General features: G+C 44.4%; 22 protein-coding genes. 13 read left to right on the top strand and 9 right to left on the bottom strand.

The genetic code is table 11. The annotated features are described in order from the left end of the window. The coding region (locus ACBR23_RS09115) for a hypothetical protein (RefSeq protein WP_371118405.1) at nucleotides 1-209 on the bottom strand (209 nt) is incomplete at its 3' end. Between the two features lie 140 nt (nucleotides 210-349). Between ACBR23_RS09115 and ACBR23_RS09110 the strand changes: the two genes are divergently transcribed. After that, a complete protein-coding gene (locus ACBR23_RS09110; RefSeq protein WP_371116582.1) occupies nucleotides 350-1,363 on the top strand; it encodes a glycosyltransferase family 2 protein in 1,014 nt (337 codons plus the stop codon). Between the two features lie 38 nt (nucleotides 1,364-1,401). On the opposite strand, the gene ACBR23_RS09105 is transcribed toward ACBR23_RS09110, so the two are convergent. The 5 genes from ACBR23_RS09105 to ACBR23_RS09085 form a co-directional block, all read right to left on the bottom strand. Further along, the gene (locus ACBR23_RS09105) at nucleotides 1,402-2,556 is read right to left on the bottom strand and encodes a response regulator (RefSeq protein ID WP_371116581.1); all 1,155 of its coding nucleotides are present in this window, start codon (nucleotides 2,554-2,556) and stop codon (nucleotides 1,402-1,404) included. A gap of 4 nt (nucleotides 2,557-2,560) precedes the next feature. After that, a complete protein-coding gene (locus tag ACBR23_RS09100) occupies nucleotides 2,561-3,664 on the bottom strand; it encodes an ATP-binding protein (RefSeq protein ID WP_341738252.1) in 1,104 nt (367 codons plus the stop codon). Nucleotides 3,665-3,896: 232 nt separating this feature from the next. Further along, complete coding sequence (locus ACBR23_RS09095) at nucleotides 3,897-7,586, bottom strand: PAS domain S-box protein (RefSeq protein ID WP_371118404.1); 3,690 nt, start codon at nucleotides 7,584-7,586, stop codon at nucleotides 3,897-3,899. Between the two features lie 82 nt (nucleotides 7,587-7,668). Next, nucleotides 7,669-14,130 carry a PAS domain S-box protein gene (locus ACBR23_RS09090; RefSeq protein WP_371118403.1) on the bottom strand — a complete coding sequence of 2,154 codons (6,462 nt, stop codon included), beginning with the start codon at nucleotides 14,128-14,130 and terminating at the stop codon, nucleotides 7,669-7,671. A 332-nt stretch (nucleotides 14,131-14,462) separates the two neighbouring features. After that, nucleotides 14,463-14,786, bottom strand: coding sequence for an iron-sulfur cluster assembly accessory protein (locus tag ACBR23_RS09085; protein ID WP_341738249.1), 324 nt, complete (start codon nucleotides 14,784-14,786; stop codon nucleotides 14,463-14,465). An 11-nt stretch (nucleotides 14,787-14,797) separates the two neighbouring features. On the opposite strand from ACBR23_RS09085, the gene ACBR23_RS09080 reads away from it, so the two are divergent. Then, complete coding sequence (locus ACBR23_RS09080; protein WP_371118402.1) at nucleotides 14,798-14,926, top strand: hypothetical protein; 129 nt, start codon at nucleotides 14,798-14,800, stop codon at nucleotides 14,924-14,926. A 102-nt stretch (nucleotides 14,927-15,028) separates the two neighbouring features. Here ACBR23_RS09080 and ACBR23_RS09075 read toward each other — a convergent pair whose 3' ends face one another. From ACBR23_RS09075 to ACBR23_RS09065, 3 genes are all read right to left on the bottom strand, one after another. After that, a complete protein-coding gene (locus ACBR23_RS09075; protein ID WP_340518866.1) occupies nucleotides 15,029-15,451 on the bottom strand; it encodes a phosphomannose isomerase type II C-terminal cupin domain in 423 nt (140 codons plus the stop codon). A 519-nt stretch (nucleotides 15,452-15,970) separates the two neighbouring features. Next, nucleotides 15,971-16,291 carry a DUF5615 family PIN-like protein gene (locus ACBR23_RS09070; RefSeq protein WP_340518867.1) on the bottom strand — a complete coding sequence of 107 codons (321 nt, stop codon included), beginning with the start codon at nucleotides 16,289-16,291 and terminating at the stop codon, nucleotides 15,971-15,973. A gap of 3 nt (nucleotides 16,292-16,294) precedes the next feature. Beyond that, nucleotides 16,295-16,513 (bottom strand): DUF433 domain-containing protein, encoded by a 219-nt coding sequence (locus tag ACBR23_RS09065; RefSeq protein WP_340518868.1) that lies wholly within the window; start codon nucleotides 16,511-16,513, stop codon nucleotides 16,295-16,297. 197 nt (nucleotides 16,514-16,710) lie between these two features. On the opposite strand from ACBR23_RS09065, the gene gltB reads away from it, so the two are divergent. The 11 genes from gltB (at nucleotide 16,711) to ACBR23_RS09010 (ending at nucleotide 26,795) form a co-directional block, all read left to right on the top strand. Beyond that, nucleotides 16,711-21,297 (top strand): glutamate synthase large subunit, encoded by a 4,587-nt coding sequence (gene gltB / locus ACBR23_RS09060; protein WP_371118401.1) that lies wholly within the window; start codon nucleotides 16,711-16,713, stop codon nucleotides 21,295-21,297. A 78-nt stretch (nucleotides 21,298-21,375) separates the two neighbouring features. Then, entirely contained in the window at nucleotides 21,376-21,603 is a 228-nt protein-coding gene (locus tag ACBR23_RS09055; protein WP_371116573.1) for a hypothetical protein, read from the top strand. A gap of 21 nt (nucleotides 21,604-21,624) precedes the next feature. Next, on the top strand, nucleotides 21,625-21,828 hold the full coding sequence (locus tag ACBR23_RS09050) for a hypothetical protein (RefSeq protein WP_371116572.1): 204 nt from the start codon (nucleotides 21,625-21,627) through the stop codon (nucleotides 21,826-21,828). Continuing rightward, nucleotides 21,828-22,193: a hypothetical protein gene (locus ACBR23_RS09045; RefSeq protein ID WP_371116571.1), complete on the top strand. Its 366-nt coding sequence runs from the start codon at nucleotides 21,828-21,830 to the stop codon at nucleotides 22,191-22,193. Before ACBR23_RS09050 ends, ACBR23_RS09045 begins: the two co-directional genes overlap by 1 nt. A gap of 33 nt (nucleotides 22,194-22,226) precedes the next feature. Then, complete coding sequence (locus ACBR23_RS09040; protein WP_371116570.1) at nucleotides 22,227-22,550, top strand: DUF433 domain-containing protein; 324 nt, start codon at nucleotides 22,227-22,229, stop codon at nucleotides 22,548-22,550. Then, complete coding sequence (locus ACBR23_RS09035; protein ID WP_371116569.1) at nucleotides 22,547-22,879, top strand: DUF6883 domain-containing protein; 333 nt, start codon at nucleotides 22,547-22,549, stop codon at nucleotides 22,877-22,879. Before ACBR23_RS09040 ends, ACBR23_RS09035 begins: the two co-directional genes overlap by 4 nt. A gap of 19 nt (nucleotides 22,880-22,898) precedes the next feature. Continuing rightward, on the top strand, nucleotides 22,899-23,147 hold the full coding sequence (locus tag ACBR23_RS09030) for a DUF4926 domain-containing protein (protein WP_371116568.1): 249 nt from the start codon (nucleotides 22,899-22,901) through the stop codon (nucleotides 23,145-23,147). Between the two features lie 125 nt (nucleotides 23,148-23,272). Then, nucleotides 23,273-23,683, top strand: a complete 411-nt coding sequence (locus tag ACBR23_RS09025) for a hypothetical protein (protein ID WP_371116567.1) — start codon at nucleotides 23,273-23,275, stop codon at nucleotides 23,681-23,683. 6 nt (nucleotides 23,684-23,689) lie between these two features. Then, nucleotides 23,690-25,267 carry a GUN4 domain-containing protein gene (locus tag ACBR23_RS09020; protein ID WP_371116566.1) on the top strand — a complete coding sequence of 526 codons (1,578 nt, stop codon included), beginning with the start codon at nucleotides 23,690-23,692 and terminating at the stop codon, nucleotides 25,265-25,267. A gap of 572 nt (nucleotides 25,268-25,839) precedes the next feature. After that, nucleotides 25,840-26,409 carry a hypothetical protein gene (locus ACBR23_RS09015; protein ID WP_371118400.1) on the top strand — a complete coding sequence of 190 codons (570 nt, stop codon included), beginning with the start codon at nucleotides 25,840-25,842 and terminating at the stop codon, nucleotides 26,407-26,409. Beyond that, nucleotides 26,406-26,795, top strand: coding sequence for a hypothetical protein (locus ACBR23_RS09010; RefSeq protein WP_371116564.1), 390 nt, complete (start codon nucleotides 26,406-26,408; stop codon nucleotides 26,793-26,795). The genes ACBR23_RS09015 and ACBR23_RS09010 overlap by 4 nt, the downstream gene beginning before the upstream one ends. Nucleotides 26,796-26,867 lie beyond the last annotated feature (72 nt).

Raw genomic sequence — 26,867 nt, 5'->3', positions numbered from 1 at the left:
CCTTGGGGGGGGCTGGGGGGGGTGACTTCTTCCTGATTCCTGAATTTCCCCCCTTGGGGGGGGCTGGGGGGGGTGACTTCTTCCTGATTCCTGAATTTCCCCCCTTGGGGGGGGCTGGGGGGGGTGACTTCTTCCTGATTCCTGAATTTCCCCCCTTGGGGGGGGCTGGGGGGGGTGATATCAAATCCGGTAACATCGGAATTATTCATCTCTCTTATCTCCCTCTGTGTTCTCTGCGTTCTAGTAAGGTTAAATCATTCCGATGCAGCCGGAAACGATATGACTTCTTCCTTCTTCCTTCTTCCTTCTTCCTTCTTCCTTCTTCCTTCTTCCTTCTTCCTTCTGCTATATGAGTGATGTTACGAGGGATTTGGCGAACCCCCCACAAGTCAGCGTGGTAATTCCTGCCTACAATTGCGCTGCTTACATCGGTCAAGCAGTCGATAGTGTTGTGAGCCAAACCTATACTGACTGGGAAATTATTGTGGTTGACGACGGCTCCAAAGATGATACCAGATTAGTTTTAGAGAAATATGGCGATCGTCGAATTCGCTATGTTTATCAACAGAATCAAGGAGTTTCCCTTGCCAGAAATCACGGCATCAAGTTAGCGCGAGGAGAATTTGTCGCTTTTTTAGATGCAGATGACTTCTTTCTTCCCGCCAAATTAGCCTCACAAATGGCGGTGTTTGCTGCACAACCAAATTTAGGAATAGTGCACAGTGGCTGGCGCTTAGTTAATAGTATAGGCGAGCCACTTCAAGATGTCAAACCCTGGCAAAATGTGCCTAAATTAGACTTAGAAATGTGGCTCCGGTGGAAGCCAGTATTGCCCAGCGCGATGATATTTCGCCGCCATTGGTTAGAGCTCGCTGGTGGCTTCGATCCGCGATTTCCACCGGCGGAAGATACAGATTTAGTGCTGCGCTTGGCTTTAATGGGATGCGAAGCAGATTGGCTGCGCCAAATAACTGTTTGCTACCGCCAGCACGAACAAAGTGCCATGTACAAAGGTTTACCCCAGGCTAAATCCCTCGCAGCGGTAATGGACAATTTTTTTGCCAGCCCTGAATTGCCAGATAAAATACGTTTGCTGGAAAAGCAAATTAAGTACAGTACCTTAGTTTGGATTGCTTGGTATTTGCACCGCACTGGTCATCCCGTGGAGATGGTACAGTTTTTGCAGCGTTCTTGGAATTATACTCCTTATTTACCCGTGGAAACAGTCATTGATTGGGCGGAATGTTTCACAGAATTTTATCAAAATTCTGGCAATGAATTGGATGCAGATTTATTAGCTAAGTCTCCGGAGTGGCAAGATTTAATGCAGTGGCTCCTAGTTAAAGAAGCAGTGATTCATTAGTTTGGATTGCTGATTGGTGATGCCACATCCGTGGAAAACTACTCCCTTTTTGGTGGCTCACTAATTTCTCCATTCTCCAACTCTCCCTCTAGATCGATACGGGGAACTGTCGGCAGAACAACTTTAACTGTTGTGGTTTCACCAGGTATACTTGTGATCGTTAGTCCTCCTCCATGCAGCTCTGCTAGAGATTTAGCGATCGCCAGTCCTAATCCACAGCCTTGTTGTTCGTAAAGTTTGCGCTCAAATTGCGTATAGGCTCCCAGGGAGGAAATCTGAGCGAGGGTCATACCCCTTCCGCGATCGGTGATGCGCAAAGTAAACATCCCATCGCTAGTGGTGCCGATCGCCTCAATAGGAGTTCCTGGTGCAGAAAATTTTAGGGCATTATCGATCAATTCTTCCACCAGTTTTGCGAAACGGCCTTCTGACATCACAATGGTGGCGTCTTCTATTTCCAAATGCAAATCATTTTCGCGATCGACTTTTTTTGCTTGTTCGACCCCTTGATAATTAATCACTGCTTTAGCCGAGAAAGTTTGGTGGCTCCGCATCAATTTTAGTCGGTCTGGATCTAGTGCTACCAAATTCATTTCTGCATATAGCAAATAATTTTGAATCAGTCTATACAAGCGTTGACCAGAAATTTTGATATAGCCCACCATCTCTCTAATTTCCGAGACTTCCAGCAAATTACGTTTATCCAAAATCAAATCAGCAGAAACCAAAATTCCATTCAGAGGCGTTCGGAGTTCGTGAGGAAGGGACTGGTTAATGCTGCTACGCAAATTATTTAAATTTGCTTCAAATCGTTGCTCTGTAGCCATCTTTTTTTGTAATCTAGTAGAGATAGTGGCTAACAATTCTTCTCTGGTAAATGGTTTAGTGAGATAATCATCTGCTCCCAATTCCATGCCTTGACGTAAATCATGTTTGCTAGATTTTGCCGTGAGGAAAATGAAAGGAATTGTCTCAGTTGCAGGATTTTTCCGCAAATTAGCAATCACACCATAACCGTCTAGTTCTGGCATCATGACATCGCAAATAATTAAATCGGGTATAATTTCTTGTGCTAATTCTACCCCAATGCGACCATTTTCTGCCCCTGTAGTATCAAAATCCTCAGCATTGAGTATTTCTATCAGGATTTCTCGAATATTGTTTTCATCTTCAATCACCAAAATTTTTGTCATAGGTTTAAATTTCTTTATTTAAGGGAAGTTGAACTGTAAATGAAGTACCTACTCCTATTTCACTGGTGACGGATATCTCACCGCCGTGTAAATCTACCGCCTTTTTGACAATTGCTAGTCCTAACCCAGTTCCAGAGATTTTACCCACATTTTTAGCTCGATAAAACAGATCGAACAGTTCTTGTAAATCTTCTGGGGGAATGCCAATTCCTCGATCTTTGACCTCAAATCTTGCTTGTTTACCCTCAAAAGCGAGGTCGAATTCTATAATACCGCCGGTTGGCGAATACTTGACAGCATTCGAGAGCAAATTGCTGAGGATATGTCGCAGCAGTTTTTCATCCATACAAGCAGGAGTAGATTCGCCTAATACTTGAAAAGAAATTGTATACTGGCTGCCAGCACTCAGTTCCAACTCTTCCACTAAGCTACTGCAAAATTCGGTCAGATCCAATGGTAAGGGATAAAAATCTAGTTTTCCCGCTTCTGCTTGACCGATTAATAGCACGTCATCCAATAGGTGAACTAGGTGCTGAACGCTATTTTGAATGCGGTGGAGATAGGTAAGTTGTTTTTCGTGAGTCCATTTATTACCGTAATGTTCTAACAACTCTGCCGAACCCAGAATTGCCGTCAACGGAGTGCGGAATTCGTGGGAAGTCATGGTGATAAAACGAGATTTAAGCTCATTGAGTTCCTTTTCTTTTTCCAGAGAGCGACGAATTTCTGTTTCGGCTTTACACCTAGCCAGAGCAATCTCAATCGTGGTGTGTAAATCTTTTTCTTCAAAGGGCTTGATGATATAACCAAAAGGCTGTGTCTCCTTGGCTCGCTGCAAAGTAATCGGATCTGTATTGGCTGTTAAATAGACGATCGGCAAATTGAACCTTTTTCTAATTTCTGCGGCAGCCTGTACTCCATCTATGGAGCCTTTCAACATAATATCCATCAAAATTAGATTTGGCTGAAGCTGTTTGGCTTTTTCGATGGCTTTTTCTCCAGTAGCGATTACCGGTGGCACAGAATAACCCAACTTTTTTAAGCTGTTTCTAATGTCCATACCAATAATAGTTTCATCTTCGACTACCATAATCGTCGTTTGGTCCATTGTATTTTTATCCTGAGATTATCCGGTGAGTGATTTTTAGATGAATTTAATTTTTACTTATACATTTTTATGTTAACCTCAAATTCCTTACTTTTGAGATTAACATACAACCCTTATTTTTTTTTCATTTTGTTATGGTTCTTAGCTAAAATCCGGGGAAAGCTACCCCCTTTTCGGTGGCGAGTTAATTTCTGGCTCTACCCCTCGGTATGTCTCAATAAATAGGATTTTTTCACCAAGATTTGGTATCACCCCTGATTACCTGTTTAAATAAAATTTGAAAACAAGTTCCGCCATTGCTCCCATAGGTGAGGGTTCCTTCTAATTGTTCAGTTAAATTAACAACTAACTGCAAACCTAGGGATTCCGATTCTTCTAAATTAAAATCGGGAGGCAGTCCCGTACCGTTGTCTTTGATGGACAGCAAGAGATAGTCGCTGTCTTTTTTGATAAAATGAATAGATATCTCTCCACATTTTTGATGGGTAAAAGCATACTTGAGGGCATTAGAAACTATTTCATTGATGATTAATCCACAAGGAACTGCCGTATCGACATCCAGCAAAATTTTATCAACTTTTAAGCACAAGTCAATTTTTTGTGTAGAAATGTTGTAAGAACGAAATAAATTATCTACTAAGTTGCGAATATAGTCACCAGCCTCAATTTTGGCTAAATTAGAGGTTTGATAGAGTTTTTCGTGAATCAGTGCCATGGAACGGACACGATTGTAACTTTCTGTAAACAGGCTTTGCACGTTTTCATCGTCGATATATCCGGCTTGCAGTTTCAGCAGGCTGGAAATCACTTGCAAGTTGTTTTTAACTCGGTGGTGAATTTCTTTCAGGAGCACTTCTTTCTCTTTCAGGGAGGCTCTTAGCTGGAAATCTGACTGTTTGCGATCGGTAATATCTCGATCCATGCCACGATAACCCCGAAAGGTGCCATCGGCATTGAAGATGGGAACGCCACTGCTTTCGAGTACAACTAAATGACCGTTTTTGTGAAGATTGGTATTTTCCACACAATTAAAGGGTTCTTGCGCTGCTGCAATGGCATAAAAAAAGTTAGCAACCCGTGCTAATTCTTCGGGAGGCATCAAGTCAAAGGGAGTTTTGCCTAGCAGTTCTTCAGGTTCATAACCTAAGAGCTCGCGTACTTTGGGACTGGCATAAGTATAGAAGTCGTTGGCATCTACTTCCCAAACCCAATCGCTGCTAGTTTCTACTAAATTGCGGAACCATTCTTCGCTTTCTTTGAGGGCTGACTCAGCTTGCTTGGCGAGAGTGATATCTGTATGGGAACCGGTCATCCGCACGGGGTTTCCTGCTTCATCCCAAATCGCCTGACCTCTGGCCAAAATCCATTTGTATGTACCATCTTTGCAGAGAATGCGGTGTTCTATGATATAAAAAGGTGTTTGCTGAGCAAAATGCTCTTTAACTGTTTGCATAGTGCGGGGAACATCCTCTGGATGTATTCGTTTTTCCCATTCGCTAAAATGATTGGCAATTTCGTGGTCTTGATAACCTATCATTTCTTTCCACCGAGGGGAGAAAAAGGTTTGATTGGTTTTGACATTCCAATCCCAAATACCGTCATTGTTGCCGCGCACTGCTAACTGCCAGCGTTCTTGACTTTCTAGTAATGCTGCTTCGACTTGTTTGCGCTGGCTGATATCTTCCACACTGCCTTCATAATAAAGCGGTTGACCCTCGGAGTCGCGGACGATGCGAGCATTTTCCGAAATCCAGATTTTCGTGCCGTCTTGACGATAAATTTGCGACTCAAACCGAAACACAGCATCGTGCTGCTGCATCAAGCTGACAAATTCGTCGCGACGGTTGGGATCGACATAAACTTGTGTTTTAATATTAGTAATATTTTGCATCAAATCGGCTGCTGATTCATAGCCATAGATGGCGACTAGGGCTGGATTGACATTGATAAATTGACCATCGAAGGTGGTTTGAAAAATGCCTTCTACAGCGTTTTCAAAGATGTTGCGATATTTGGCTTCTGCTTCTCGCAGAGCGTTTTCTGCTTGTCGTCGGACGGTGGTATTGCGAAATACTAATACTGCTCCGTAAAGTGAACCAGTATTGCGGAAAATGGGGGTGCAGTTTTGGTCGATGGGTATTTCTTGACCAGATCGGGGTCGCAAAAGAGTGCGATCGCTTAATTCAAAGGCAACTTTGGTTTGCAATACCTGTTGGACAGGACTTTTGACCTCTTGTCGCGATCGCTCGTCAATCATGCAAAATACTTGGTCAATTTGTCGTCCTAAAGCTTCCTGTGCCGGCCATCCCGTCAGCACTTCTGCCCAAGGATTGATGAAGGTAATATTAGCTAGTTTGTCAGTAGCAATCACAGCATCACCGATACTAGCAAGGGTTACTTCTAACAACTCGCGTTGGCGCTGCAAGGATGCCTCGGCTTGCTTTCTCTGAGTAATGTCACTGCCGATAAACAAAAATCCGGTAATATTAGCTTCTAAGTCGCGCAAAGCTGTCACGGACAGCAGCACAGGAAAATAGGAACGGTTGTCATTTTCTAAGAAATTAGTAATATCTGAGGGTATGCTAATTTGGGCTGTATCTGTAATATTTTTGGTAATGTAAGTCCATTCACTCTCCTCAATTTTTCCCAGGAGGGCTCTCGTTACAAAAACTTCAAATCCAGGCTCAATCATCACTCCCAATTCTTGGGACAAATCTTCAGCGTGCTTGGATATTTCCTTAAAGTTGTGGAAGAGCAGAGGGGTGGTTTTTCCAACTACTTCAGAAGCATTATATCGCAACAATCGTTCTGCCGTTGGATTGAAAGTAAGAATAGTGCCGTTGACATCTGTAGAAATGATTGTGTAGTTGGCGCTGTCCAAAATTGCCCGCTGCAAGCGAGTGGTTTCTTTTAGTCTTTCTTCTACCCGCTGACGCTGAGAAATTTCTTTTCCTAGTCTCTGATTCACCCTCTCAAATGTCTGTGCCCGCCGTCGCGAAAGTTGAGTTAGATAGACTGTCCATGCTACCAGCCCAGCCATCAAAAATCCGCCAAATAATATGACTATTGGAAGAGGAGATTGTTTTTGAATTAGGGAGTTGTGCAGCGGAAAAACCTGGATTTGCCATGCTATGTTATACAGTTGTATCCTGGTGGTTTTTGACCAGCTATTCGCTGCTAAATTTCGCTCGACTATCGAGCTATAAATTGTTTCATTTCTATCATAAATTGACACCGCGTAAGTAACTTCCGAACTTAATTTTAATGAGTCAAATAAAATATCAAATAATTCCTTAAATCTAAAAATACCAACAATAAAACCTGCAAATTTGTCTTTCCTGACAATCGGAACGTATACCAAAAATCCCTTGCCCCCCTGCTTGAGATTAATGCTATGGCTGACTATTACTTTCCGTTCTTTGGTGGCAATTGCTTGTGCTATCTGCTGCTTGAGTTCCAAGTTGAAGTTTGGCTCGGTTCGATCGCCTACAACTGGTAGACTCCAGGATACATTGAAGGAGGGGTCTACCCATTGTATGGCTTGGCAACTTTTGCAGCTCTCCAGATAAAATGCTGCTTGAGCTTCCCATATTTCTTTGGAGGGCTTTCCTAATTTTTCCCACTGCTTAGCCATGTTAACTAGCCCGGATATTTGCTCTTGTACCTCGTGGGCGATCAGGATTTTGGTATTGGTTGCTTCTAAGTTAATTGCTTTTTCAATAGAGTGGCGATCGTTTGTCAGTAGAGTGTGCGACAGAACCATAGTAATCGCACAAATACTCACCGCCACTATCATGGGTAGCGATCGCACAGTAAATACCCGCTGAGTTGTTTGGTGAATCCTAGCAAATAGTTTGATTAATTTTTTTCGCCACAGCGACGAATCTAGACTGGATTTTTTTTTATTGACACGATCGATCATAGGATTATGTTCAGCTATTTTTAAGAGCGATATTGACGATTACATTTAATTTAAGTGGTCATTAGCCAAAATTTAGAATATTTTAATTTCGCGGCTTGGGTAGATCGAAAGTAATCTGAAAACAAGTGCCAGCTTCACTAAATATTTGCAATTCACCTCCCAGTTGTTCTGACAAATTAGAAACCAGTTGTAGCCCCAAAGAGTCACTTTCTTCAATGTTAAAATCTGATGGTAATCCTACTCCATCGTCCCTCACCATCAAGAGGAATTCAGGGGAGTGATGATAGACAAATTTAATGTGAATATGGCCATTTATTTTACCTAAAAAAGCATATTTTAAACAATTAGACACAAGTTCATTGACGATGAGACCACAAGGAATAGCCGTATCAATATCTAATTCTATTCGATCGATTTCTACGTGCAATTGAATTTGGGTGTCTGTTACTGTATAAGACTGGAATAAATTAGCGGTTAAATTGCGGATGTAGTCCGCAGCATCAATCTTTGCCAAAGTTTGAGATTGGTAGAGCTTTTCGTGAATCAGTGCCATCGATCGGACCCGGTTGTAGCTGTCAATAAACATAGTTAATGCTTCTCGATCTTTGATATACCCCGATTGCAATTTTAGGAGACTAGAAATTATCTGCAAGTTGTTTTTGACTCGATGATGAATTTCTTTAAGCAAGACTTCTTTATCTTTGAGTGATGCTAGGAGTTTGCTTTCGGCAAGTTTGCGGTCTGTAATATCAATTCCCACGGAAACTGCGGCTGCTCCTTGCTGATATTTCTGGGCGACTACCAAGTAATTGCGGGTAGAATTGTCAATTTTTAAATCAATGATTTGACTGGTGGCGGTCCCTGGTAAAATCATAAATTTACGCATAAATTCAGCAAAGTTAGCACTGTTTTTGAGAAAGCCAATATCTTGACCAACAAAAGCATCTGGGGATAGGTTAAAAGTGCCAGCAAGGTGTTGGTTAACCCCAAGGTATCGTAGATCGGAACCAATCCAAGAAACCGATCCAGGTACGGCATCTAATACAGCTTGCAATTGATCTTTAGCTTGTTGCAAGGCTGTTTCAGCTTGCTTGAGGGCTGTGATATCGCGCATCAAAGTGGAATAAAACTCTACTATTCCGGTGGGTGACTTGTGGGCGATGATCATTTGGGAAACGGGCATTTCCGTCCCATCCTTTCTTAATAAAGCTGTTTCACCAACCCAAACTCCGTTGTGGGTGGCAGAGGGGAGGCCTTGATTTTGGATAATTTCCAGTGCCCATTGGGGGTGATATTGGGGAATATCAGACTGCAAGAGTTCCTGATTTGTGGGAATTCCCATGAGTTGTTTCATCTGGTTGTTGTTCCAGAGTATGTTGCCTTTAATATCGGACATACCTACAAAGTCGGTGCTGGCTTCTAGAATTGCTACCAAGCGCGATCGCTCTGACTCTGCTTGTTTGCGATCGCTAATATCTGCTAAATAACCAACTATTTCCCGTGGCTTACCCTCCACGTCTCGTACTAGCTTGGTTTGATTGTATAGCCAGCGGTAAGTACCATCTTGGTGGAGAAAGCGGTATTCCTGAATGTTGGAACCTTGCTCGATTAGTGATTGTAGATTTACCGAGACGCGGGGGGCATCTTCTGGGTGAATGTGACGGTTCCAGAAACTAGAATCTGCTAGGAATTCTCGCGCTTCATAGCCCACAAGTGAGGTGATATTTTCGCTAATAAAGGTAGGGCAGTAATCTCCCGCAGATTTGGTACTGTAGATTACCGCTGGACTACAAGAAAGTAAGTATTTTAATCTGTCTTGGGTCGCCCATAGGGCTTTTTCGGCAAGTTTGCGATCGGTGATATCTGTTTGAATACCTATGTAATGAGTGAGATTTTCCTGGGCATCGTAAATGGGAGAAATGCTTAACTCATTCCAGAACATAGTACCATCTTTGCGATAATTTCGTAAAATAACTACACAATTTTTCTGTTCTTTGATAGCGGTACTGAGTTGATCTAACCCCGGTTGGTTGGTTTCTGTTCCTTGCAGAAAACGGCAGTTGCGTCCGATCGCTTCGGCCGCAGAATAACCAGTTATGCGCTCAAAAGCGGGGTTTACGTAGATTAATGGATTATCAGGGAGCCTCGCATCGGAGATAATAATACCATTGCTACTAGCAGTAATCGCCCGGTCTCTAATTCTTGAGGTTTCTTCAGCAACTTTGCGTTGGCTAATATCGCGGCAAACACAAATAATTCCTCCTTCTTCAATTAATGTCAGAGAAATTTCCTGGGCAATTTTTGTACCATCCCGTCTTTTACCAATTGCTTCTCCTTGCCATTTTCCTGTTTGCGAAAATAGGGGAAATATTTCACGATCGAATCGTTCAATTTCTTCTTGAGAGTAGAGTTCGCGCCAAGTTTTACCTAGCAGGCTACTGCTGCTGTCGTATCCAAATATTTGGTTGTGGGAAGCGTTCAAGTAGATGTATTCACCTTGGGCATTCAGAATTGCAATCCCATCTGTTGCGGCTTCTACAGCAGCTAATTGTCGTCGCAGGGTTTCTTCGGCAATTTGGCGATCGGTAATATCTGTAGAAATACCACAAACGGCATAGGTAACTCCCTGGGCATCTTTGAGGGGAAATTTGATGGTAATATAAGTGTGTATTCCATCCTTCAAACGTATAGTTTCTTCGCTTTTTATGGGCTGTTCGCTTTCAATTACTAGGCGATTTTTCTCAGCAAAATAATCGGCTATTTTTTGGGAAAATTGAGTGTAAATGCTTTGACCAATCAGTTGTTTTGTGGTAACTCCAAACAAATTTTCAAATTTGTGATTAACCAGGATATATCTGTTTTGAATGTCTACTACATAAATCACCGCTGGGGAGTTATCAAGAATGGCTTGTAGCTGCTCTTGACTGGCTCTCAAGGCTGCCTCAAATTGCTGGCGCTCCCTAATTTCTTGGTGTAATTGCTGGTTGGCTGTCCTTAACTGAGCTGTACGTTCCTCGACTTTGTTTTCCAGCTCTTCATTGAGTAGTTCCCAGGCTTTTTCAGCAGCTTTGCGAGCAGTAATATCGCGAGCAAAGCCATAGCTGATACCTTCTTCTGGGAAAGGAATGCTGTTCCAAGAGAGCCACTTGTAAGTACCATTCAAACAACGATAGCGAATTTCCAAATCCCGCACTGCATGACCAGTGTTTTTTTCTTGAGCCCATACATGGTGGACGGTTTGTAAGTCATCGGGGTGAATGAATTCAATAAAATTTTGACCTTCTAATTGGTTTTTGGTATAACCAAGGATTTCTGTGCAAGCTGGGTTGACTAGCTTAAAACAACCGTTGAATTCGGCGATCGCCATTAGATCCATCGAATTATTGAAAAAGCGATCGCGATCGTTCTGCGCCTGCTTTAATTCAGTAATATCGCGACCTTCAGCAATCAGCATTACCACTTCTCCCGCCTCGTCTTTCATTGGCTTGATGGAGAAGTCAATAGTGGCTATTGTATTACCCACACCCCAAACATCAACTTCATAACGGATAAAGTTACCAGATGCAGCGTAGGCGATCGCACTTTTTAAACGTTCTTGAGTCGCGGTGGAAATTGTCCACCAGCGAGTTTCCCACAAGGGAAGCCCAACCACATCAGCTAACTGTAAGCCACCGAAATCTAGTACCGTCTGGTTTGCTTCCACCACAGTACCATCTAATTGCAACAAGCCAGTAAACTGAAATGTATTATTGAAGATAGCACTCAATTTTATCTGGCTCTCCCGTAGGGATTCTTCTGCTTGTTTGCGTTCTGTAATATCAATCCCGACGCACACCGCTGCCGTTTCTTGTTGATATTTGTGAGCGGCGAGTAAGTAATATCGCGTTCGACCATCAATTTGTGATTCAATAACTTGGGAAGCCTCCACATTAGAACTACCAATAAACTGAATCATAAATTCTGTAAACAGGGGGCTATTTTGCATAAAACCGAGTTCTTTGCCAATAAAATCCTTGGGCATCAAGTTAAAGCTGTCAGCCAGATGTCGGTTAACACCAAGGTATTTCCCATCAGCATCAATCCAAGAAATAAATCCAGGTACGGCATCCAATACCGCTTGTAATTGCTCTTTGGCTTGTTGCAGGGACTCTTCAGCAACTTTACGCTCGGTGATATCAACACAGGAGCCAATGTAACCTGCAAAATCGCCACTGGGCGTAAACCGAGGCACGCCTCTATCTAAAATCCAACGAAACTCTCCATCAGCATTCCTGAGACGGTATTCCATCAGGAATTTTTGACTGGTGTTAAAAGAGGATAGATAGATATCTAAACACTGATGCAAATCATCGGGATGGACAGCAGTAGTCCAACTGTTATCTAGTTGTTGTTCTAAAGTTCTACCTGTAAAATCTAACCAGCCTTGATTAAAAAAATTCCGCCGACTATCAGTACCTGACATCCAGATAAATACTGGGGCTGTATCTGCCATTAAGCGGAAGAGTTGTTCGCTCTCCCGTAGGGCTTGTTCGGCTAATTTGCGATCGGTAATATCCGTAGCGACACCAAGGATTTGACAACTGGTACCATCGGCAGATAACAGAGGTTTTTTGACTATTTGAAAGTACCGAATTTCTCCCGTCGGCGTGGTAATAGTTTCTTCTAAAAAAAATTTGGGTTCTAAGGTACTGGTAATTTCTCGAACATCAGCCAAAAATCTCTCAACTTGTGCATGGTCATCAATAAATTCGGCATCTTTTTTGCCAGTCAAATTTTCTACTGTTGTCCCTAAGAGTTCGGCAATAAATTGATTAACTAAAACATATGTTCCATTACAATCTTTAACAAAAATGGCGTGGGGGCTGGTGTCGATGACATTCCGCAGAAATTCTTTTTGTGATTGCAGGGCTGCTTCGGCGCGCTCTCGTTCGGCAAGTTCAGTTTGTAGTTGTTGATAAAGTTTGGCTTGATGAATGGCGATGGCACAATGAGTAGAAATTGTCTTGACAAATTCTAATTCGGAATCAGTCCATTCCCGTTCGCGATCGCACTGGTGCAGACAAATCGCACCCAGGAACTGTTGTTGATATAGTAGCGGTGTAATCAACATAGCATGAACACTAAACTGATGGGCAACTGCTTGCAACTCTGGCGTTAAAGAGTCGTCAATTTTGCCAAACGCAACTTGATGGCTGTCAATTAATTGCTGTTTGTAGTTGTTCAATATCGGACAGCGCATTCCCAGTAATTGTTCTGCTTCTGGGGTAGCTTCACTAAAGTAGGTAATGTAAATTTCTTCGGAGCTGTTTTCTTCCAAAATTAGGCAGCGACTGACATTCAGGGATTCATGCAACTGATCTACCGTCGTCTGCAAGATTTTATCGACAACCATCGTATCTCGCATCACCTGAACAATTTGGTTAATGAGTGCAGCCTGTTTTGCTTGTTGTTCAACCTTTGTCAGTGCTGCTTGGAGTTCAGCAGTACGCTGCTCTACCTGGGTTTCTAGTTCTGCATTACGACTGCGTAGCAATTCAGTATTTTCGATTTGTAGTTGACGAATAGATTGCTGTGCGCGTTTTAGTCCTTTATAAATTTGGGCTGGTTCCAACAAACCCAATAAGTCTACCTGGGCGACGATTCCTAACAGAGTATCATGGACATTTTCGCGAAAATGAGATACTAATAGGGGCTGCATTTGCTCTTGCTGCATTTGCTGACAAGCACGCCACAGGGAATCTTCTGGGTTGAGGTGAGTTCCCAGCCTTCTCATAATAGCTGAAGCATGGGTTTGTGCTAAATCTATGCCGAGAGCTTGTGCTTGTAAAATTTTATGTTCTGTGACGATACCTGCGGGAATGATGCGGGAAATTTCTGCCACTTCGTACTCTACTCCCTCTCTCAGATTGTCGGTAATTAGCGCCCAACTTGCGAGATTTTCTACCATCAACTGAGCAGTTTTAAGTACGGAGGTATGTCTGGGTACGCTCAGGATTTGAGTTTTCATGACTTCTGCGACAGTGCCTAATTTGAGGAGATTAGCGCTTTGGAGATTTTCCAGGATACTTTCGGGAGTAACTATCCCCAAGAGTCGATCGCGATCGTCTACAATCGGCAGATAGGAAATTTGATGTTGGCGAAATATCAATAATGGCGTAAAAATATCTTGAGCTTCCGACAGCTTGAAAACCACTTGGGGCTGTCTCATCACATCAGCGATTTTGATCGGGCTTAAGCAAGTTATACCCGACGCCGCCAGACACATAGCATCTCTAGCAGTGAAAATTCCTGCCAGAGATGTTGTGCGATGATTGGAGGACTCCTCCACTACCAAAACGCAACCATTGTGTAAAAGTGACATCCTCTGGTTACTTTCTGGTTCATCGCCACTCTCAATAACCGTTGCTTGTGGGAACCAGAAACTATCCTCGCCATCTACTTGCCCCATCAAGCGCAGAACATCGAGGAGTGATGTTTGAGGTGCTACAGTTATGGGGTGACGATCGATAGCTCGCTCTAGAGTTGGCAAGTCTTTAAGCTGCATGACGGATCATTTTATTAGTAAGTCTCCAAAAATAACTTTCGGAAAAAGTGGTTTTGCCATGAAATTTTTAGAGCGATCGCTATTTTATATTTATACTTTACAATCTCAATTATTTCATCAGTATATTTACTAGAAAGCTGACTGGCCAAGGACGATAATCATCTCACTTGATAGTTCCACTTGGTAGTCTTGACCAGCTTATTTGAACTGTTTGCTGAATAGGTAATTGGTAATTACCTATTACCTATTACCCATTACCAATTCTCGCTCGTACCTCATAGGAGAGCTCGAAAGGCTATAACTGACGAAGCCTAGAGGTTGAGTATTTATCTCTATGCAGAAAACGAATTGCCGCAGCTACAACTTTTAGCCGCGTTAGGATTGTGAAATCGGAAACCTCCGCCCATCAAATCCTCTGAATAGTCCAAGGTGAGCTCGTTGAGATATTTTAAATGCTGGGGGTCGATCGCAATTTCAATGCCCTCCGACTCGCAAACATTGGCTTCTGAGTCGATCGCATCCTCAAAAGCCATGGTATAAGATAAACCGGAACAACCGCTAGATTCCACGCCTAGACGAAATAAAGCATTGGGGTTTGGATGCTTAGATTTGAGGCGCATTACTTCCTGAGCTGCGGTTTTGCTAAGATGAATCATTAATTTTGGGAATGGGGAATGGGGAATTGGGAATTGGGAATGGGGAATGGGGAATTGGGAATTGGGAATTGGGAATTGGGAATTGGGGAGGGAATTGGGAATTGGGAATTGGGAATTGGGAATTGGGAATTAGTTATTAGTTGCGGCTTATTACTAATTGTTTATTGCTTACTTGTTGGTGCGAATACCCTATGCCCTATGCCCTATGCCCTATGCCCTATGCCCAATTACCAGTTTATAGGTTATTTAGCCTTAGATTCAGTCCGGGCATAATCATCTTGAAAACGTACAATATCGTCTTCTCCCAGATATTCGCCATTCTGTACTTCAATTAAAATCAGGGGAATCACACCAGGATTTTCCAGACGGTGATTGATGCACTGAGGAACGTAGGTAGATTGATTAGTAAATAGAACTTGTTCATTTTCGCCACAAGTAACTTTAGCAGTACCAGAAACCACTATCCAGTGTTCGCTGCGATGGTGGTGCATTTGGAGGCTGAGGCGATGTCCGGGCTTAACTTCTATACGCTTAATTTTATATCCTGGGCCTTCTTCAAGAGTTGTAAAAGAACCCCAAGGGCGCATTTCTGTGGCGGTAATTCCGTTGATTGCTATAGGTGCTTCTAGAGTAGATATTTGAGAAATTTCTTGAGTCTGAACCATGTTTTTACTCCTTCAGGATTGCTTGTTGAAGCTTTAGTAGACAAAGTTGGTTTTTGAGGTTAGCTAATTTGTGGTTAAAATTTAAGCTTACCTGCGCCGATGGATTAGCGAACGGTACATTTTTACTGCGAAGTCTGCTTTGCCCGATCGACCAGCCTTAACAACCATAGCAAAATCACCATAGTAGTTGTCACCTGTCATGGGTGCGATCGACCAAATCTACATCAAATCTTCATCTACGGCGGCTGATTCTTTATTTAATGGGACATCTTGTACCATTTACGGTTGTTTTGGAATGATTTAACTTTTCTAGGGCGCAGAGGGCCCAGAGGAAGAGAGGAGAGAGATGAATAATTGCGATACCAGCGGATTTGAGATGAATCCCGGAATCATTTTGTTGGGTTTAGGCGATCGCATCAATGGACGCAGCACGCACAACGCTATAAAATTATTATAGGATTGATTGGCGATCGGGGATTCAGTTGTTGGGAAAAATTGCATAGAGCGTATGTCGTAAAGCTATGCACTGACAATCGTAACTTGTTCAGTAGTTGCCATTGCTAAAATCGCTAAAACTTTGGGAGCTAAAGGCTTCAAATCTGCCAAGGGATTGGAGGGTGCTTGCAGAACAATTACCGCAATGTTGAACTGTGGTAAATTCTGTTGAAATGACAAGTTGCGATCGACTGTAATGAAAACATCAAACTCTGCTTCTGCAAGGGCAAGAAGTTGACCATTTTTTACACCCGCCCATCCCATTTGTGGAACCGTTTTTATCTCATAATCAACAAATTCTCTGGTAAATTTGCGATCTATACACTCATCCAAAAGAAGCTTCATGCGTTATGCCACCATACCAACAAGCTGTTTTTCTGCTTCTTCCAGCAATGCCATAACTTGCTCTTTAGTCACAGTTGGAAATCCATCTAAAAAATCATCAATTGATTCTCCTCCTTTTAGATAGTCTAGAAGTGTTTGTACCGGAACTCTAGTACAAGCAAAGACTGGAGTGCCACCCATGATCTCAGGAGATACAGTAATAATTAAAGATTTTTTAAGCATAAATATTTAGACCTTCGGGTTCCATAGTTAACTCATCCGTTGTAACTATTTTTCACGCTCGATCGCACCAGCTTTGATTTTTTCCTGCATCTACCCAATGCAGTAAATCTATATATAATACATCATACTAGATCGATCGGCATCCCACGCTCTACTCTAGATCAACATCTTTTCACCACTTTGAGAGACACATCAAAATGAACAACAACGGACTGCCAGAAAAGCAAGGCCTGTACGATCCGCAGTTCGAGCACGACGCTTGCGGAGTCGGCTTCATCGTACACGTCAAGGGTAACAAATCCCACGAAATAGTAGAACAGGCACTGACAATCCTGCTGAATCTCGACCATCGGGGCGCTTGCGGCTGCGAAGCCAATACCGGAGACGGCGCGGGCATTTTGATGCAAGTGCCCCACAAATTCCTCAAAAAAGCAGCCGCCGCCCAAAACATCGAACTTCCCGAAGCCGGCGAGTACGGTGTCGGTGCAATTTACTCATCGCGAAACCAGACGGAACGGGAAAACGGCAAACGCATCTTTGCCGAAATCGCCGCCGAAGAAGGATGTCCCCTGCTAGGTTGGCGCGATGTCCCCACAGACAACTCATCCCTGGGCGATACCGCCAAAGCCAGCGAACCTTTTATGCAGCAAGTGTTCGTCAGCCGCCCCGCAGGTATGGACGAGGCAGCTTTTGAGCGCAAACTCTACGTCATTCGCAAACGGGCACATAATGCGATTCGCAGGACTAACGTAGACCCCTACTGGTATAATTCCACACTTTCCTGCCGGACGATCGTCTACAAGGGAATGCTGATGCCCGTGCAAGTCGGAGATTACTATCCCGAACTGCACGACCCCGACATGGAAAGCGCTCTAGCCCTAGTTCACTCGCGCTTCAGCACCAATACTTTCCCTAGTTGGGAACGATCGCACCCTTACCGCTACATCGCCCACAACGGCGAAATTAACACCATGCGTGGCAACATCAACTGGATGAACGCGCGGCAATCGATGTTTGAGTCGGAACTATTCGGCGATGACTTGAAGAAAATCCCGAATTTAATCAATGTCGAAGGTAGCGACTCAACTATTTTTGATAATGCTTTAGAATTGCTGACTTTGGCCGGACGTTCTTTGCCTCATGCCATCATGATGATGATTCCCGAACCGTGGACAGCCCACGAGTCGATGAGTGACGAGAAAAAGGCTTTCTACGAATACCATTCCTGTTTGATGGAACCTTGGGACGGGCCTGCTTCGATCGCCTTTACGGATGGTACATCGATCGGGGCTGTGCTCGATCGCAATGGTTTGCGTCCTTCCCGTTACTGTATCACTAAGGATGACTTAGTAATTATGGCATCGGAAGCGGGTGTTTTGCCGATCGCCCCAGAACGAATTGCATCAAAAGGCCGCCTACAACCAGGCCGGATGTTCCTGGTAAATACCGCAGAAGGCCGCATCATTTCTGACGAAGAAATCAAACATCAAATTGCCTCGGAACATCCGTATCGCGAGTGGATTGACACGCATATGGTAGAAATTGCCAAGCTACCAGATGCTACGGAAGTTGCAGAATCCAACCCAGTGCCTTTATTGCAGCAACAAATGGCCTTTGGCTACACCTTTGAAGAACTACGGTTGCTGTTAGCACCGATGGCACGGGACGGAGTGGAAGCTGTCGGCGCGATGGGCGCGGATACGCCGTTAGCTGTTTTATCGAACAGGCAAAAACTGCTTTATGAATATTTCCAACAACTGTTTGCCCAAGTTACGAATCCGCCCATTGATTCTATCAGAGAAGAGATTGTGACTTCTGCTGAAACTACGATCGGATCGGAACGCAATTTGCTCAAGCCGGAACCAGAAAGCTGTCATTTAATTGAACTGAAAACACCAATTCTCAGCAATGAAGAACTGGCGAAACTCAAACACGTTTCCCAAGGTAATTTCAAGTCGATTACGATACCGATTTTGTTCGACCCCAAAACTGGTGTAAAAGGTTTGGAACAAGCCTTAGAAGATGTTTTTGTGGCCGCAGACAGTGCGATCGCCTCTGGGGTGAATATTATCATTTTGAGCGATCGGGGAATCAATGCCGAAAACGCTCCAATTCCCGCATTGCTAGCAGTTGCTGGCTTACACCATCACCTGATCCGCCAAGGTACGCGCACGCGGGCGGGACTGGTGCTCGAATCCGGCGAACCGCGGGAAGTTCACCACTTTGCGACTTTAATCGGCTACGGTTGCGGTGCGATCAATCCGTATTTGGCCTTTGAGACGATCGCAGATTCGATCCGCGAAGGTTTGCTGGTAAATGTTGATACCAAGACAGCTTGCAAAAACTACGTGAAAGCCGCAACCAAAGGCGTGACAAAGGTTGCGTCCAAAATTGGGATTTCCACAATTCAAAGTTACCGTGGTGCACAGATATTTGAGGCGATCGGCTTAAACAAATCCGTAGTCAATAAATACTTCACCTGGACAGCATCACGGATTGAAGGAGTAGACCTCGAAGTCATCGCCCAAGAAGCGATTTTACGCCATACTCACGCATTCCCCGATCGCCCATCCAGCGGACACACCCTCGATGTCGGCGGCGAATATCAATGGCGCAAGGAAGGCGAAGCCCACTTGTTCAGCCCGCAAACCATTCACGCCCTGCAAAAAGCCGTGCGCGAAGGCAGTTATCCGCTTTTCCAAAAGTATTCTGCCCTGGTTAACGAACAAAATCAACAGCATTTTACCCTGCGCGGTTTATTGCAATTCAAGCAGCGGGAATCGATTCCAATTGAAGAAGTTGAACCAGTGGAAGCTATTCTCAAACGCTTCAAAACTGGGGCGATGAGTTACGGTTCGATTTCTAAGGAAGCCCACGAATCTTTAGCTGTAGCGATGAACCGCATTGGTGGCAAATCGAACACTGGTGAAGGCGGCGAAGATCCGGAAAGATATACTTGGACAAACGATCGCGGTGACTCGAAAAACAGTGCGATCAAACAAGTTGCTTCCGGGCGTTTTGGCGTTACCAGCTTGTACCTTTCCCAAGCAAAGGAACTCCAAATCAAGATGGCGCAAGGGGCAAAACCCGGAGAAGGCGGGCAGTTACCCGGTAAAAAAGTATACCCGTGGATTGCCAAGGTACGGCACTCGACTCCCGGTGTAGGCTTGATTTCGCCTCCGCCTCACCACGACATTTATTCGATCGAAGATTTGGCAGAATTGATTCACGACTTGAAAAATGCCAACCGGGAAGCGCGGATTAGCGTCAAATTAGTGTCAGAAGTGGGAGTCGGGACGATCGCGGCTGGGGTTGCGAAAGCCCACGCCGATGTGGTGCTAATTTCCGGCTATGACGGCGGTACCGGCGCGTCGCCGCAAACATCGATCAAACACGCCGGTTTACCTTGGGAGTTGGGATTGGCGGAAACTCACCAAACCCTGGTTTTGAATAATTTGCGATCGCGCATTGCTGTGGAAACCGACGGACAACTAAAAACAGGCCGCGATGTAGCAATTGCTGCATTGCTTGGTGCTGAGGAATTCGGTTTTGCGACTGCGCCGCTGGTGACTTTGGGCTGCATTATGATGCGCGTCTGTCACATGAACACTTGTCCTGTGGGCGTTGCGACACAAGATCCCCTGTTGCGGAAAAACTTTACCGGCGATCCTGAACACACGGTAAACTTTATGACCTTCGTCGCCCAAGAAGTCCGTGAAATCATGGCGCAGTTGGGCTTCCGCACCTTGAATGAAATGGTAGGGCGCACCGATGTTTTGGAAGCGCAACAAGCGGTGGAACACTGGAAGGCTAAGGGTTTGGACTTCTCGAACATCCTTTATCAGCCGGAAGTTGGGGCGGATGTTGGGCGCTATTGTCAGATGGCGCAGGATCACGGTTTAGAAAAGTCGATGGATCTGACGGTGTTGTTGGATTTGTGCAAAGGTGCGATCGAACACGGCGAACCAGTCCGCGCCAAACTCCCAATCACCAACGTCAACCGCGTTGTCGGCACAATTCTCGGCAACGAAATCACCAAACGCCACTGGGAAGGTTTGCCCGATGATACCGTGCACCTACACTTCCAAGGCAGCGCCGGACAAAGCTTTGGCGCATTCGTACCCAAAGGAGTCACCCTAGAGCTCGAAGGCGAAGCCAACGACTATTTGGGCAAAGGCCTCAGCGGTGGCAAAATCGTGCTGTACCCGTCGCAAGCTTCCACCTTTGTCGCAGAAGAAAACGTGATTGTGGGCAACGTAGTGCTTTACGGAGCGACATCTGGCGAGGTTTTCATCCGAGGGATGGCGGGCGAACGTTTTGGGGTGCGTAACTCCGGCGTTAACACAGTAGTCGAGGGTGTCGGCGATCACGGTTGCGAGTACATGACTGGCGGCAAAGTTGTAGTTTTGGGTGAAACCGGGCGCAATTTTGCAGCGGGAATGAGTGGCGGCGTTGCTTACATTTTGGATGAAGCGGGGGATTTTGCAACTCGCTGCAATATGTCGATGGTGGCGCTGGAAAAACTGGAGGATGCTGAGGAAATTGCAGATTTGCGGCAGTTAATTCAGACTCATTTTGATTTGACTGGAAGTGCGATCGCATCGAAAGTCTTGGCAAATTGGGATGCGATGTTGCCGATGTTTGTGAAAGTGATGCCCAAGGATTATAAACGGGTGTTGCAGGCTATTCAAAGGGCGATCGCTGCGGGTTTAAGCGGTGATGATGCGCTGACGGCTGCGTTTGAAGAAAACGCTCGCGATGTGGCCCGGATTGGCGGTAGTTAGAGTTTTGTGTTAGAATTGTACTAATCTACCAAGGGGCTTTAAGCCCCTTGTTAGGTGGCAGAGAAAGAGGATGATTGAATGGTAGACAAAGAATGGGAAACTGATGAAGATGAACTAATTTATCATTTAGAAGCTCACAAAAATTTAATTGGATGGGTTATGGATAAATTGCAAGCAGCAGGAATTCCCTGCGAAAGAACCAGAGGACGTAACCCGGATGGAGATATTCTTTACTATAGAGCAGAAGATGAAGCACAAGTCAAGGAAATAGTTCGCGAAATCAATGCCAAGTACAATCAATTGTAAATACCAGACAAAAATACAGGGATGCCATACATTGAAGTCAAAACTCGTAAAAAGATCGGTCTGACTTTAGCGAGAAAAATAGTGAATAAAGGCAATGTATCTGCCGTTTTGACTACGGGAGAAATTACAGACAGAGCCAAAAAAATGTTTAATAAAAATGACATCGCCTATGCCGAAAATATTCCAGACACCGAATTTATGAGCTGTGAAGCTGAGGAGGACTAATGTTAGATATTGCATTTTACTCGCAGGATAAAGAAGAAGCCGAAGCTATTGAGGTTTCAAACGATTTTTATGAATGGTTAGCTCGCTCCGAGTTTGCTAGAATTGGCAAATCTGAACTAAAGGAGATGAAAGTTGATGGAGAACCCATAGAAGTTCCTGTCATCGCATTAGAAGGAGTCAATCGCCGCCAGCTTAGCGACTTCTTTCGCAATGCAATTGTGGAGGAGAGCGATGCCATGTTGGAGCAATTAAGTAGCTCTCTATCTAAGGAGGAATATCAAGACGCTACCCACAGATTGTTCCTGCTGCAACAGTTGCGGAAGCAAATAGAAAACGAGCAGTACAAATATCTACAACGTTTTTGAAGGCTATCTATATATGAGGCGATCGAGTAAACTATGAGCACAGTAACTTTAACAACAAAACAGTACGTTGAAGAACAAGATGGTTGCTATCGCATCCTTGGGAAGCGCGTTTCTTTAGATTCAATTGTCTATGCTTTCCTGGCGGGACAATCCCCAGAAAGTATCGTTCAATCATTCCCTGTGCTGACACTAGAAGAAGTTTATGGCGGAATTTCCTTCTACCTTGCTAACCGCACAGCCATTGATGCTTATTTATTCGAGGGAGAACAACTATTTGAAACCTTGAGACAGCAAGCAAGGGAAAGTAATTCATTACTTTATCAAAAACTATACACCGATCGCACCAGCCAGTTATGAAGATTCCCAATAGCGATCGCGCCATTATTGAAACATCAAAATTGACGGAATATCTACTTAATATAGAACACAAACGAGGAGGTACTAAAGCAAAACTGTTAATTCAATGCGGATATTCTCAAGAAAATTGGCAGCAATTAGAAACGGATATTCGCGATGCTCACCTGTCCGCAGATGTTGATGTTGTCAAGGAGACAGGATACGGAACGCGATATGAAATTAGCGCCTATCTCTCGACACCTGTTGGCAGACAACTTCTTGTCAGGACGGTTTGGCAAATAGATAGAGGGACTGATTTTCCCCGTTTGATTACGTTGATTCCTGATTAACAAGTTAACAGAGGACGATATGAACTATAAACTTTATTCGGATGTCATCTTGCTGTGCAACCTTGCTGAAGAAGGACTTTATGCCGGCGATATCGGTACGGTTGTAGAACAGCATCACGTTGAAGGACTAGAAACAGGTTATAGCGTTGAATTTTTCGATCTGTTGGGAAACACTGTAGCAGTTGCGACGCTACCTGGAAGTTATTTGCGATCGCCCACAAGTGCAGACAGACCTACAGTTAGACTGGTTAATAGTTTTGCTGCATAAGTAGAGGAAATTGCCCTCCAGCCGTGTCCCTACCCGATATCTATAAATTTCAGGTACAATTTAAGATTATTATCAGTCTTAGCATCTACTAAAATTATCCAGATAATTTGGAGTATTAAACACCCATGCCCGATGAAACGATTTGGATTATGACTGCCGATACTGCGGGCGAGTCTGCCGACACACCCGACTATGACGGTGCAAAGATAGGAGCACATACAGGGCTACCCGATTGGGGCGATGCTTTTGGCACTCCCAATACCCAACTCCAAAAACAGGTATCAAAAGCAGCAGATAACTTGCGGCTGCACAAAGTCAGCATCAATAAATTAGAAAAAGAACTCGTTCAATTCATGCAAACCGTAGATAAAATGTTCGGGCGCGCGGATGCGGAAGCTGACATGAAAACCATAGAATTATCAGAAATTGAGTTATCCGTTGCGATTAACGCCGAAGGTTCTTTCAGTTTATTGGGCATGGGAGCAAAAGCAGCAGATACCAGAACCGTATTGTTGCGATTTAAACGTAAGTCTTAAGGTGAAATGGGAAGAAATCAGGCGATATCAATTGGCATCAATAAATATGATTTCCTAACTCCGCTGAAATATGCCAAGCGGGATGCAGAGTTAATGCAGGAATTTCTGCGCGGGGCGAGTTTTGAGCAAGTTTTTTTCTTCTCAGATGACTCGCCCGATTATCAGGGTAGACCGACTCGTCCTTCTCGTAACAATCTGAGGCGATTTTTGAGGCAAATCTCTAACAAGCCTATTATGGCAACTGGAGATAATTTGTGGTTTTTCTTCAGCGGGCACGGGATGCAGTGTAATGGGCGCGATTATTTGATGCCTTGCGATGGCGATGCGGAAGATGTCGAACATACGGCGATTCCGATTGATTTTGTGACTGAATGTTTGCGCGGCTGTGGTGCTGGCAATGTGATTTTGATGCTGGATGCTTGTCGGTATCGAGGGAGTAAATCGGGATTGGGAATCGGCAATCAAGCTGCTGAAATTGCGCGGCAAAAGGGAGTCGTTACTTTCTTTTCTTGCAGTCCCAATCAATTGTCCTACGAAATTGAAACTTTACAGCAAGGTATTTTTACAAAAGCAGTGCTGGAGGGCTTGGGCATTCAAGGAAAATGTGCAACTGTCGAGCGATTGAATCATTATTTGAGTTGCCGAGTTCCCGAACTGATCCGAGAACATAAAGGCGAAAAAGTGCAGCAAACACCTTACTGTATTGCAGAGCCAGTCACGAAGTCGCACTTAATTATTTGCCCGCAATATGCAACATTACAAGATGTTTCTATTCTTAAAAATGATGCCTATCAAGCGGAATTAAACAAAGATTACGATTTGGCAAAACAGTTATGGATTCGCGTATTGGCTGCATCTACAGGCGATATGGAGGCCATTAACGGAATTCAAAGAATCGCTATATCACAGATTGAAAATGAGCGATATTCTCAAGGTAGTTCTGTGAGTAGCAGCGCTGCGAACAAATCGCCATCTCCATTGTCTCCCAAATCTACGCCTGTACCGAATGCTATTCCTATCGAGACTGATGTTCCTCTCAAGTCAGAATGGGGAGTAGACTATACAAATCTGCGAGATTTATTGGCGGCCAAAAAGTGGCAAGAAGCCGATGAGGAAACGGCGAGAGTGATGTTGAATATACCGGGTAGGAAACAAGAATGGCTGGATGTAGAAAGTATTGAAAAATTTCCCTGCGAGGACTTGCGTACCATTGACCAACTTTGGGTAGAATACAGCAATGGGCGCTTCGGCTTTAGCGTGCAGAAGCGCATCTATCAAAGTCTGGGGGGAACCAGTGAATATGATAGAGAAGTTTGGGAGAGGTTTTGCGATAAGGTAGGTTGGAGAAAAAAGAACTCTTGGCTGTACTACCTCACTTGTTTAGAGAAAGCATCAGAAGGTCACCTCCCGTGGGGGGTGCTTTGGTGTGGGTGGATGTGGGGAGGTGAGAGAGATGATTATATGGGGTGGGATTCTGAAGCTGACGGGTATGAAGTGCAGATAAGAGGAGGTGAAGAGGGTGGAGAAGACATCTCAGATTGCATCTCTTCTCTCGCGTCGAGACTTGTAAAGTGCAACATCTAAGCGTTACAGGATTTCATAAAGATTTATTACAAAGCCCAAAACCACGAAACCTGCTTCGACTTCCCGCGAAATCCAAGAAACCGGGTTTCTGCGACAATCTCCGAATCCCCACCAAGATTTAGGAAGAAACCCGGTTTCTAACCCCCCAGCAACAGCCCCCAAATTCAAGAAACCGGGTTTCTGCGACAATCTCCGAATCCCCACCCAGATATAGGAAGAAACCCGGTTTCTAACTCCCCACCAACAGCCTCAAAATCCAAGAAACCGGGTTTCTGCGATAATTTACGCATCCCCACCAAGATTTAGGAAGAAACCCGGTTTCTGAGCCCCGCGCCTAGTCCAAGAAACCGGGTTTCTGCGATAATTTACGCATCCCCACCAAGATTTAGGAAGAAACCCGGTTTCTGACTCCCACGCACGATCGCACATCTCTACTAATTGCCCTCTGAAATAAGGTCGATATGACGATCGCAAGTCCAGGAAGGCGATCGTGGAAAAATAGTGGCGATCGACTCAAATTGTCGCAACTGAGAGTAGAATTGAGTATCTAGTTTCCATAGAACAACGCCGCTTTGAGCCAGATTCAAATCTTAAACTTACAAAGCCTTAGCCAGGGACTCCCTGCGATTACACCTGCCTTTGGAGCCGCGATCGCAGAAGCAGGTGCGATTTGTCTAACCGATGAAGCTCACCAACCAGGAGTAACACTTAAAGTTGAAGGAGAATTTTCTGCCACATTCAAGTTAGATTGGCAGCCAGTCACCGAGCAAACCCGACGATGTTGGAATGACGAAGAATATACTACCGAGCAGGCTGCTTATGGAATCGCATTCCTGTTAATTCTGCAATTAACAAATCTCACAGTCATTGAACGCTCTCGTAAAGGAACTGGATTTGACTATTGGTTAGGAAGTCAAAATTCAGCTACCACACTGCCATTTGAGCGAATGGCTCGGCTAGAGGTTTCTGGAATTCGCAAAGGCAATCGAAGTCAAATAAATACTAGAGTCAAGCTGAAAACTGAACAAACCCGCACCTCAGACGCACAAGGCTTGCCAGCGTATATCATTGTAGTAGAGTTCAGCCGACCGATTTCTATTATTAGTGCCAAGCAAAATCCTGAAGGAACCGTAATCCAATGAGCCAGATTCAATCGCTCCACCAACAAGCAATGGATTTAGCGGAAGCAGCAGCAGTCGCCCGCTTAAGAGGTGCGTTGGAGTTGGCTACACAATTCACGCGCCAAGCCTTTGAACAAGAAACTCAGGCCGCAGCCCTAATCGCTAGCGCCCTTGATGCTGAACCCACTCGTTCTGTGCTTCACCGCAGCGCAGCATCTTTAGCGATTGAATGTGGCGAATTACGAATAGCAGAACGTCTAATTGCAACTGCGTTATCTGGCAATCCCCCGGCAGAGATTGCTGAAGAACTCAAAGATTTATTCATCCAGATTAACTTGAGCCAATATCTGAAACGTCAAGGAATCCACATCGACATTAAGGAACTGCGAGGACTGGTAAATCAATAGCACTCGTTGAAGGACTAGCCCACCCGGCGGTTGAAACCGCGACTACATAAACAAAGTCTGCCTCCGCAGACT

Origin of the sequence: Microcoleus sp., from assembly GCF_041354475.1 — a bacterium.
In the GTDB taxonomy this organism is placed as follows: domain Bacteria; phylum Cyanobacteriota; class Cyanobacteriia; order Cyanobacteriales; family Microcoleaceae; genus Microcoleus.
This window is presented reverse-complemented; position numbering and strand designations above follow the sequence as displayed.

Coding starts and splice junctions, on each gene's coding strand:
- ACBR23_RS09055 (WP_371116573.1), top strand. CDS start 21,376: ATGGTAGACAAAGAATGGGAAACTGATGAAGATGAACTAATTTATCAT.
- ACBR23_RS09105 (WP_371116581.1), bottom strand. CDS start 2,556: ATGACAAAAATTTTGGTGATTGAAGATGAAAACAATATTCGAGAAATC.
- ACBR23_RS09030 (WP_371116568.1), top strand. CDS start 22,899: ATGAACTATAAACTTTATTCGGATGTCATCTTGCTGTGCAACCTTGCT.
- ACBR23_RS09100 (WP_341738252.1), bottom strand. CDS start 3,664: ATGGACCAAACGACGATTATGGTAGTCGAAGATGAAACTATTATTGGT.
- ACBR23_RS09020 (WP_371116566.1), top strand. CDS start 23,690: ATGGGAAGAAATCAGGCGATATCAATTGGCATCAATAAATATGATTTC.
- ACBR23_RS09080 (WP_371118402.1), top strand. CDS start 14,798: ATGGGGAATGGGGAATTGGGAATTGGGAATGGGGAATGGGGAATTGGG.
- ACBR23_RS09075 (WP_340518866.1), bottom strand. CDS start 15,451: ATGGTTCAGACTCAAGAAATTTCTCAAATATCTACTCTAGAAGCACCT.
- ACBR23_RS09070 (WP_340518867.1), bottom strand. CDS start 16,291: ATGAAGCTTCTTTTGGATGAGTGTATAGATCGCAAATTTACCAGAGAA.
- ACBR23_RS09110 (WP_371116582.1), top strand. CDS start 350: ATGAGTGATGTTACGAGGGATTTGGCGAACCCCCCACAAGTCAGCGTG.
- ACBR23_RS09045 (WP_371116571.1), top strand. CDS start 21,828: ATGTTAGATATTGCATTTTACTCGCAGGATAAAGAAGAAGCCGAAGCT.
- ACBR23_RS09085 (WP_341738249.1), bottom strand. CDS start 14,786: ATGATTCATCTTAGCAAAACCGCAGCTCAGGAAGTAATGCGCCTCAAA.
- ACBR23_RS09035 (WP_371116569.1), top strand. CDS start 22,547: ATGAAGATTCCCAATAGCGATCGCGCCATTATTGAAACATCAAAATTG.
- gltB (WP_371118401.1), top strand. CDS start 16,711: ATGAACAACAACGGACTGCCAGAAAAGCAAGGCCTGTACGATCCGCAG.
- ACBR23_RS09025 (WP_371116567.1), top strand. CDS start 23,273: ATGCCCGATGAAACGATTTGGATTATGACTGCCGATACTGCGGGCGAG.
- ACBR23_RS09010 (WP_371116564.1), top strand. CDS start 26,406: ATGAGCCAGATTCAATCGCTCCACCAACAAGCAATGGATTTAGCGGAA.
- ACBR23_RS09065 (WP_340518868.1), bottom strand. CDS start 16,513: ATGCTTAAAAAATCTTTAATTATTACTGTATCTCCTGAGATCATGGGT.
- ACBR23_RS09040 (WP_371116570.1), top strand. CDS start 22,227: ATGAGCACAGTAACTTTAACAACAAAACAGTACGTTGAAGAACAAGAT.
- ACBR23_RS09095 (WP_371118404.1), bottom strand. CDS start 7,586: ATGATCGATCGTGTCAATAAAAAAAAATCCAGTCTAGATTCGTCGCTG.
- ACBR23_RS09050 (WP_371116572.1), top strand. CDS start 21,625: ATGCCATACATTGAAGTCAAAACTCGTAAAAAGATCGGTCTGACTTTA.
- ACBR23_RS09090 (WP_371118403.1), bottom strand. CDS start 14,130: ATGCAGCTTAAAGACTTGCCAACTCTAGAGCGAGCTATCGATCGTCAC.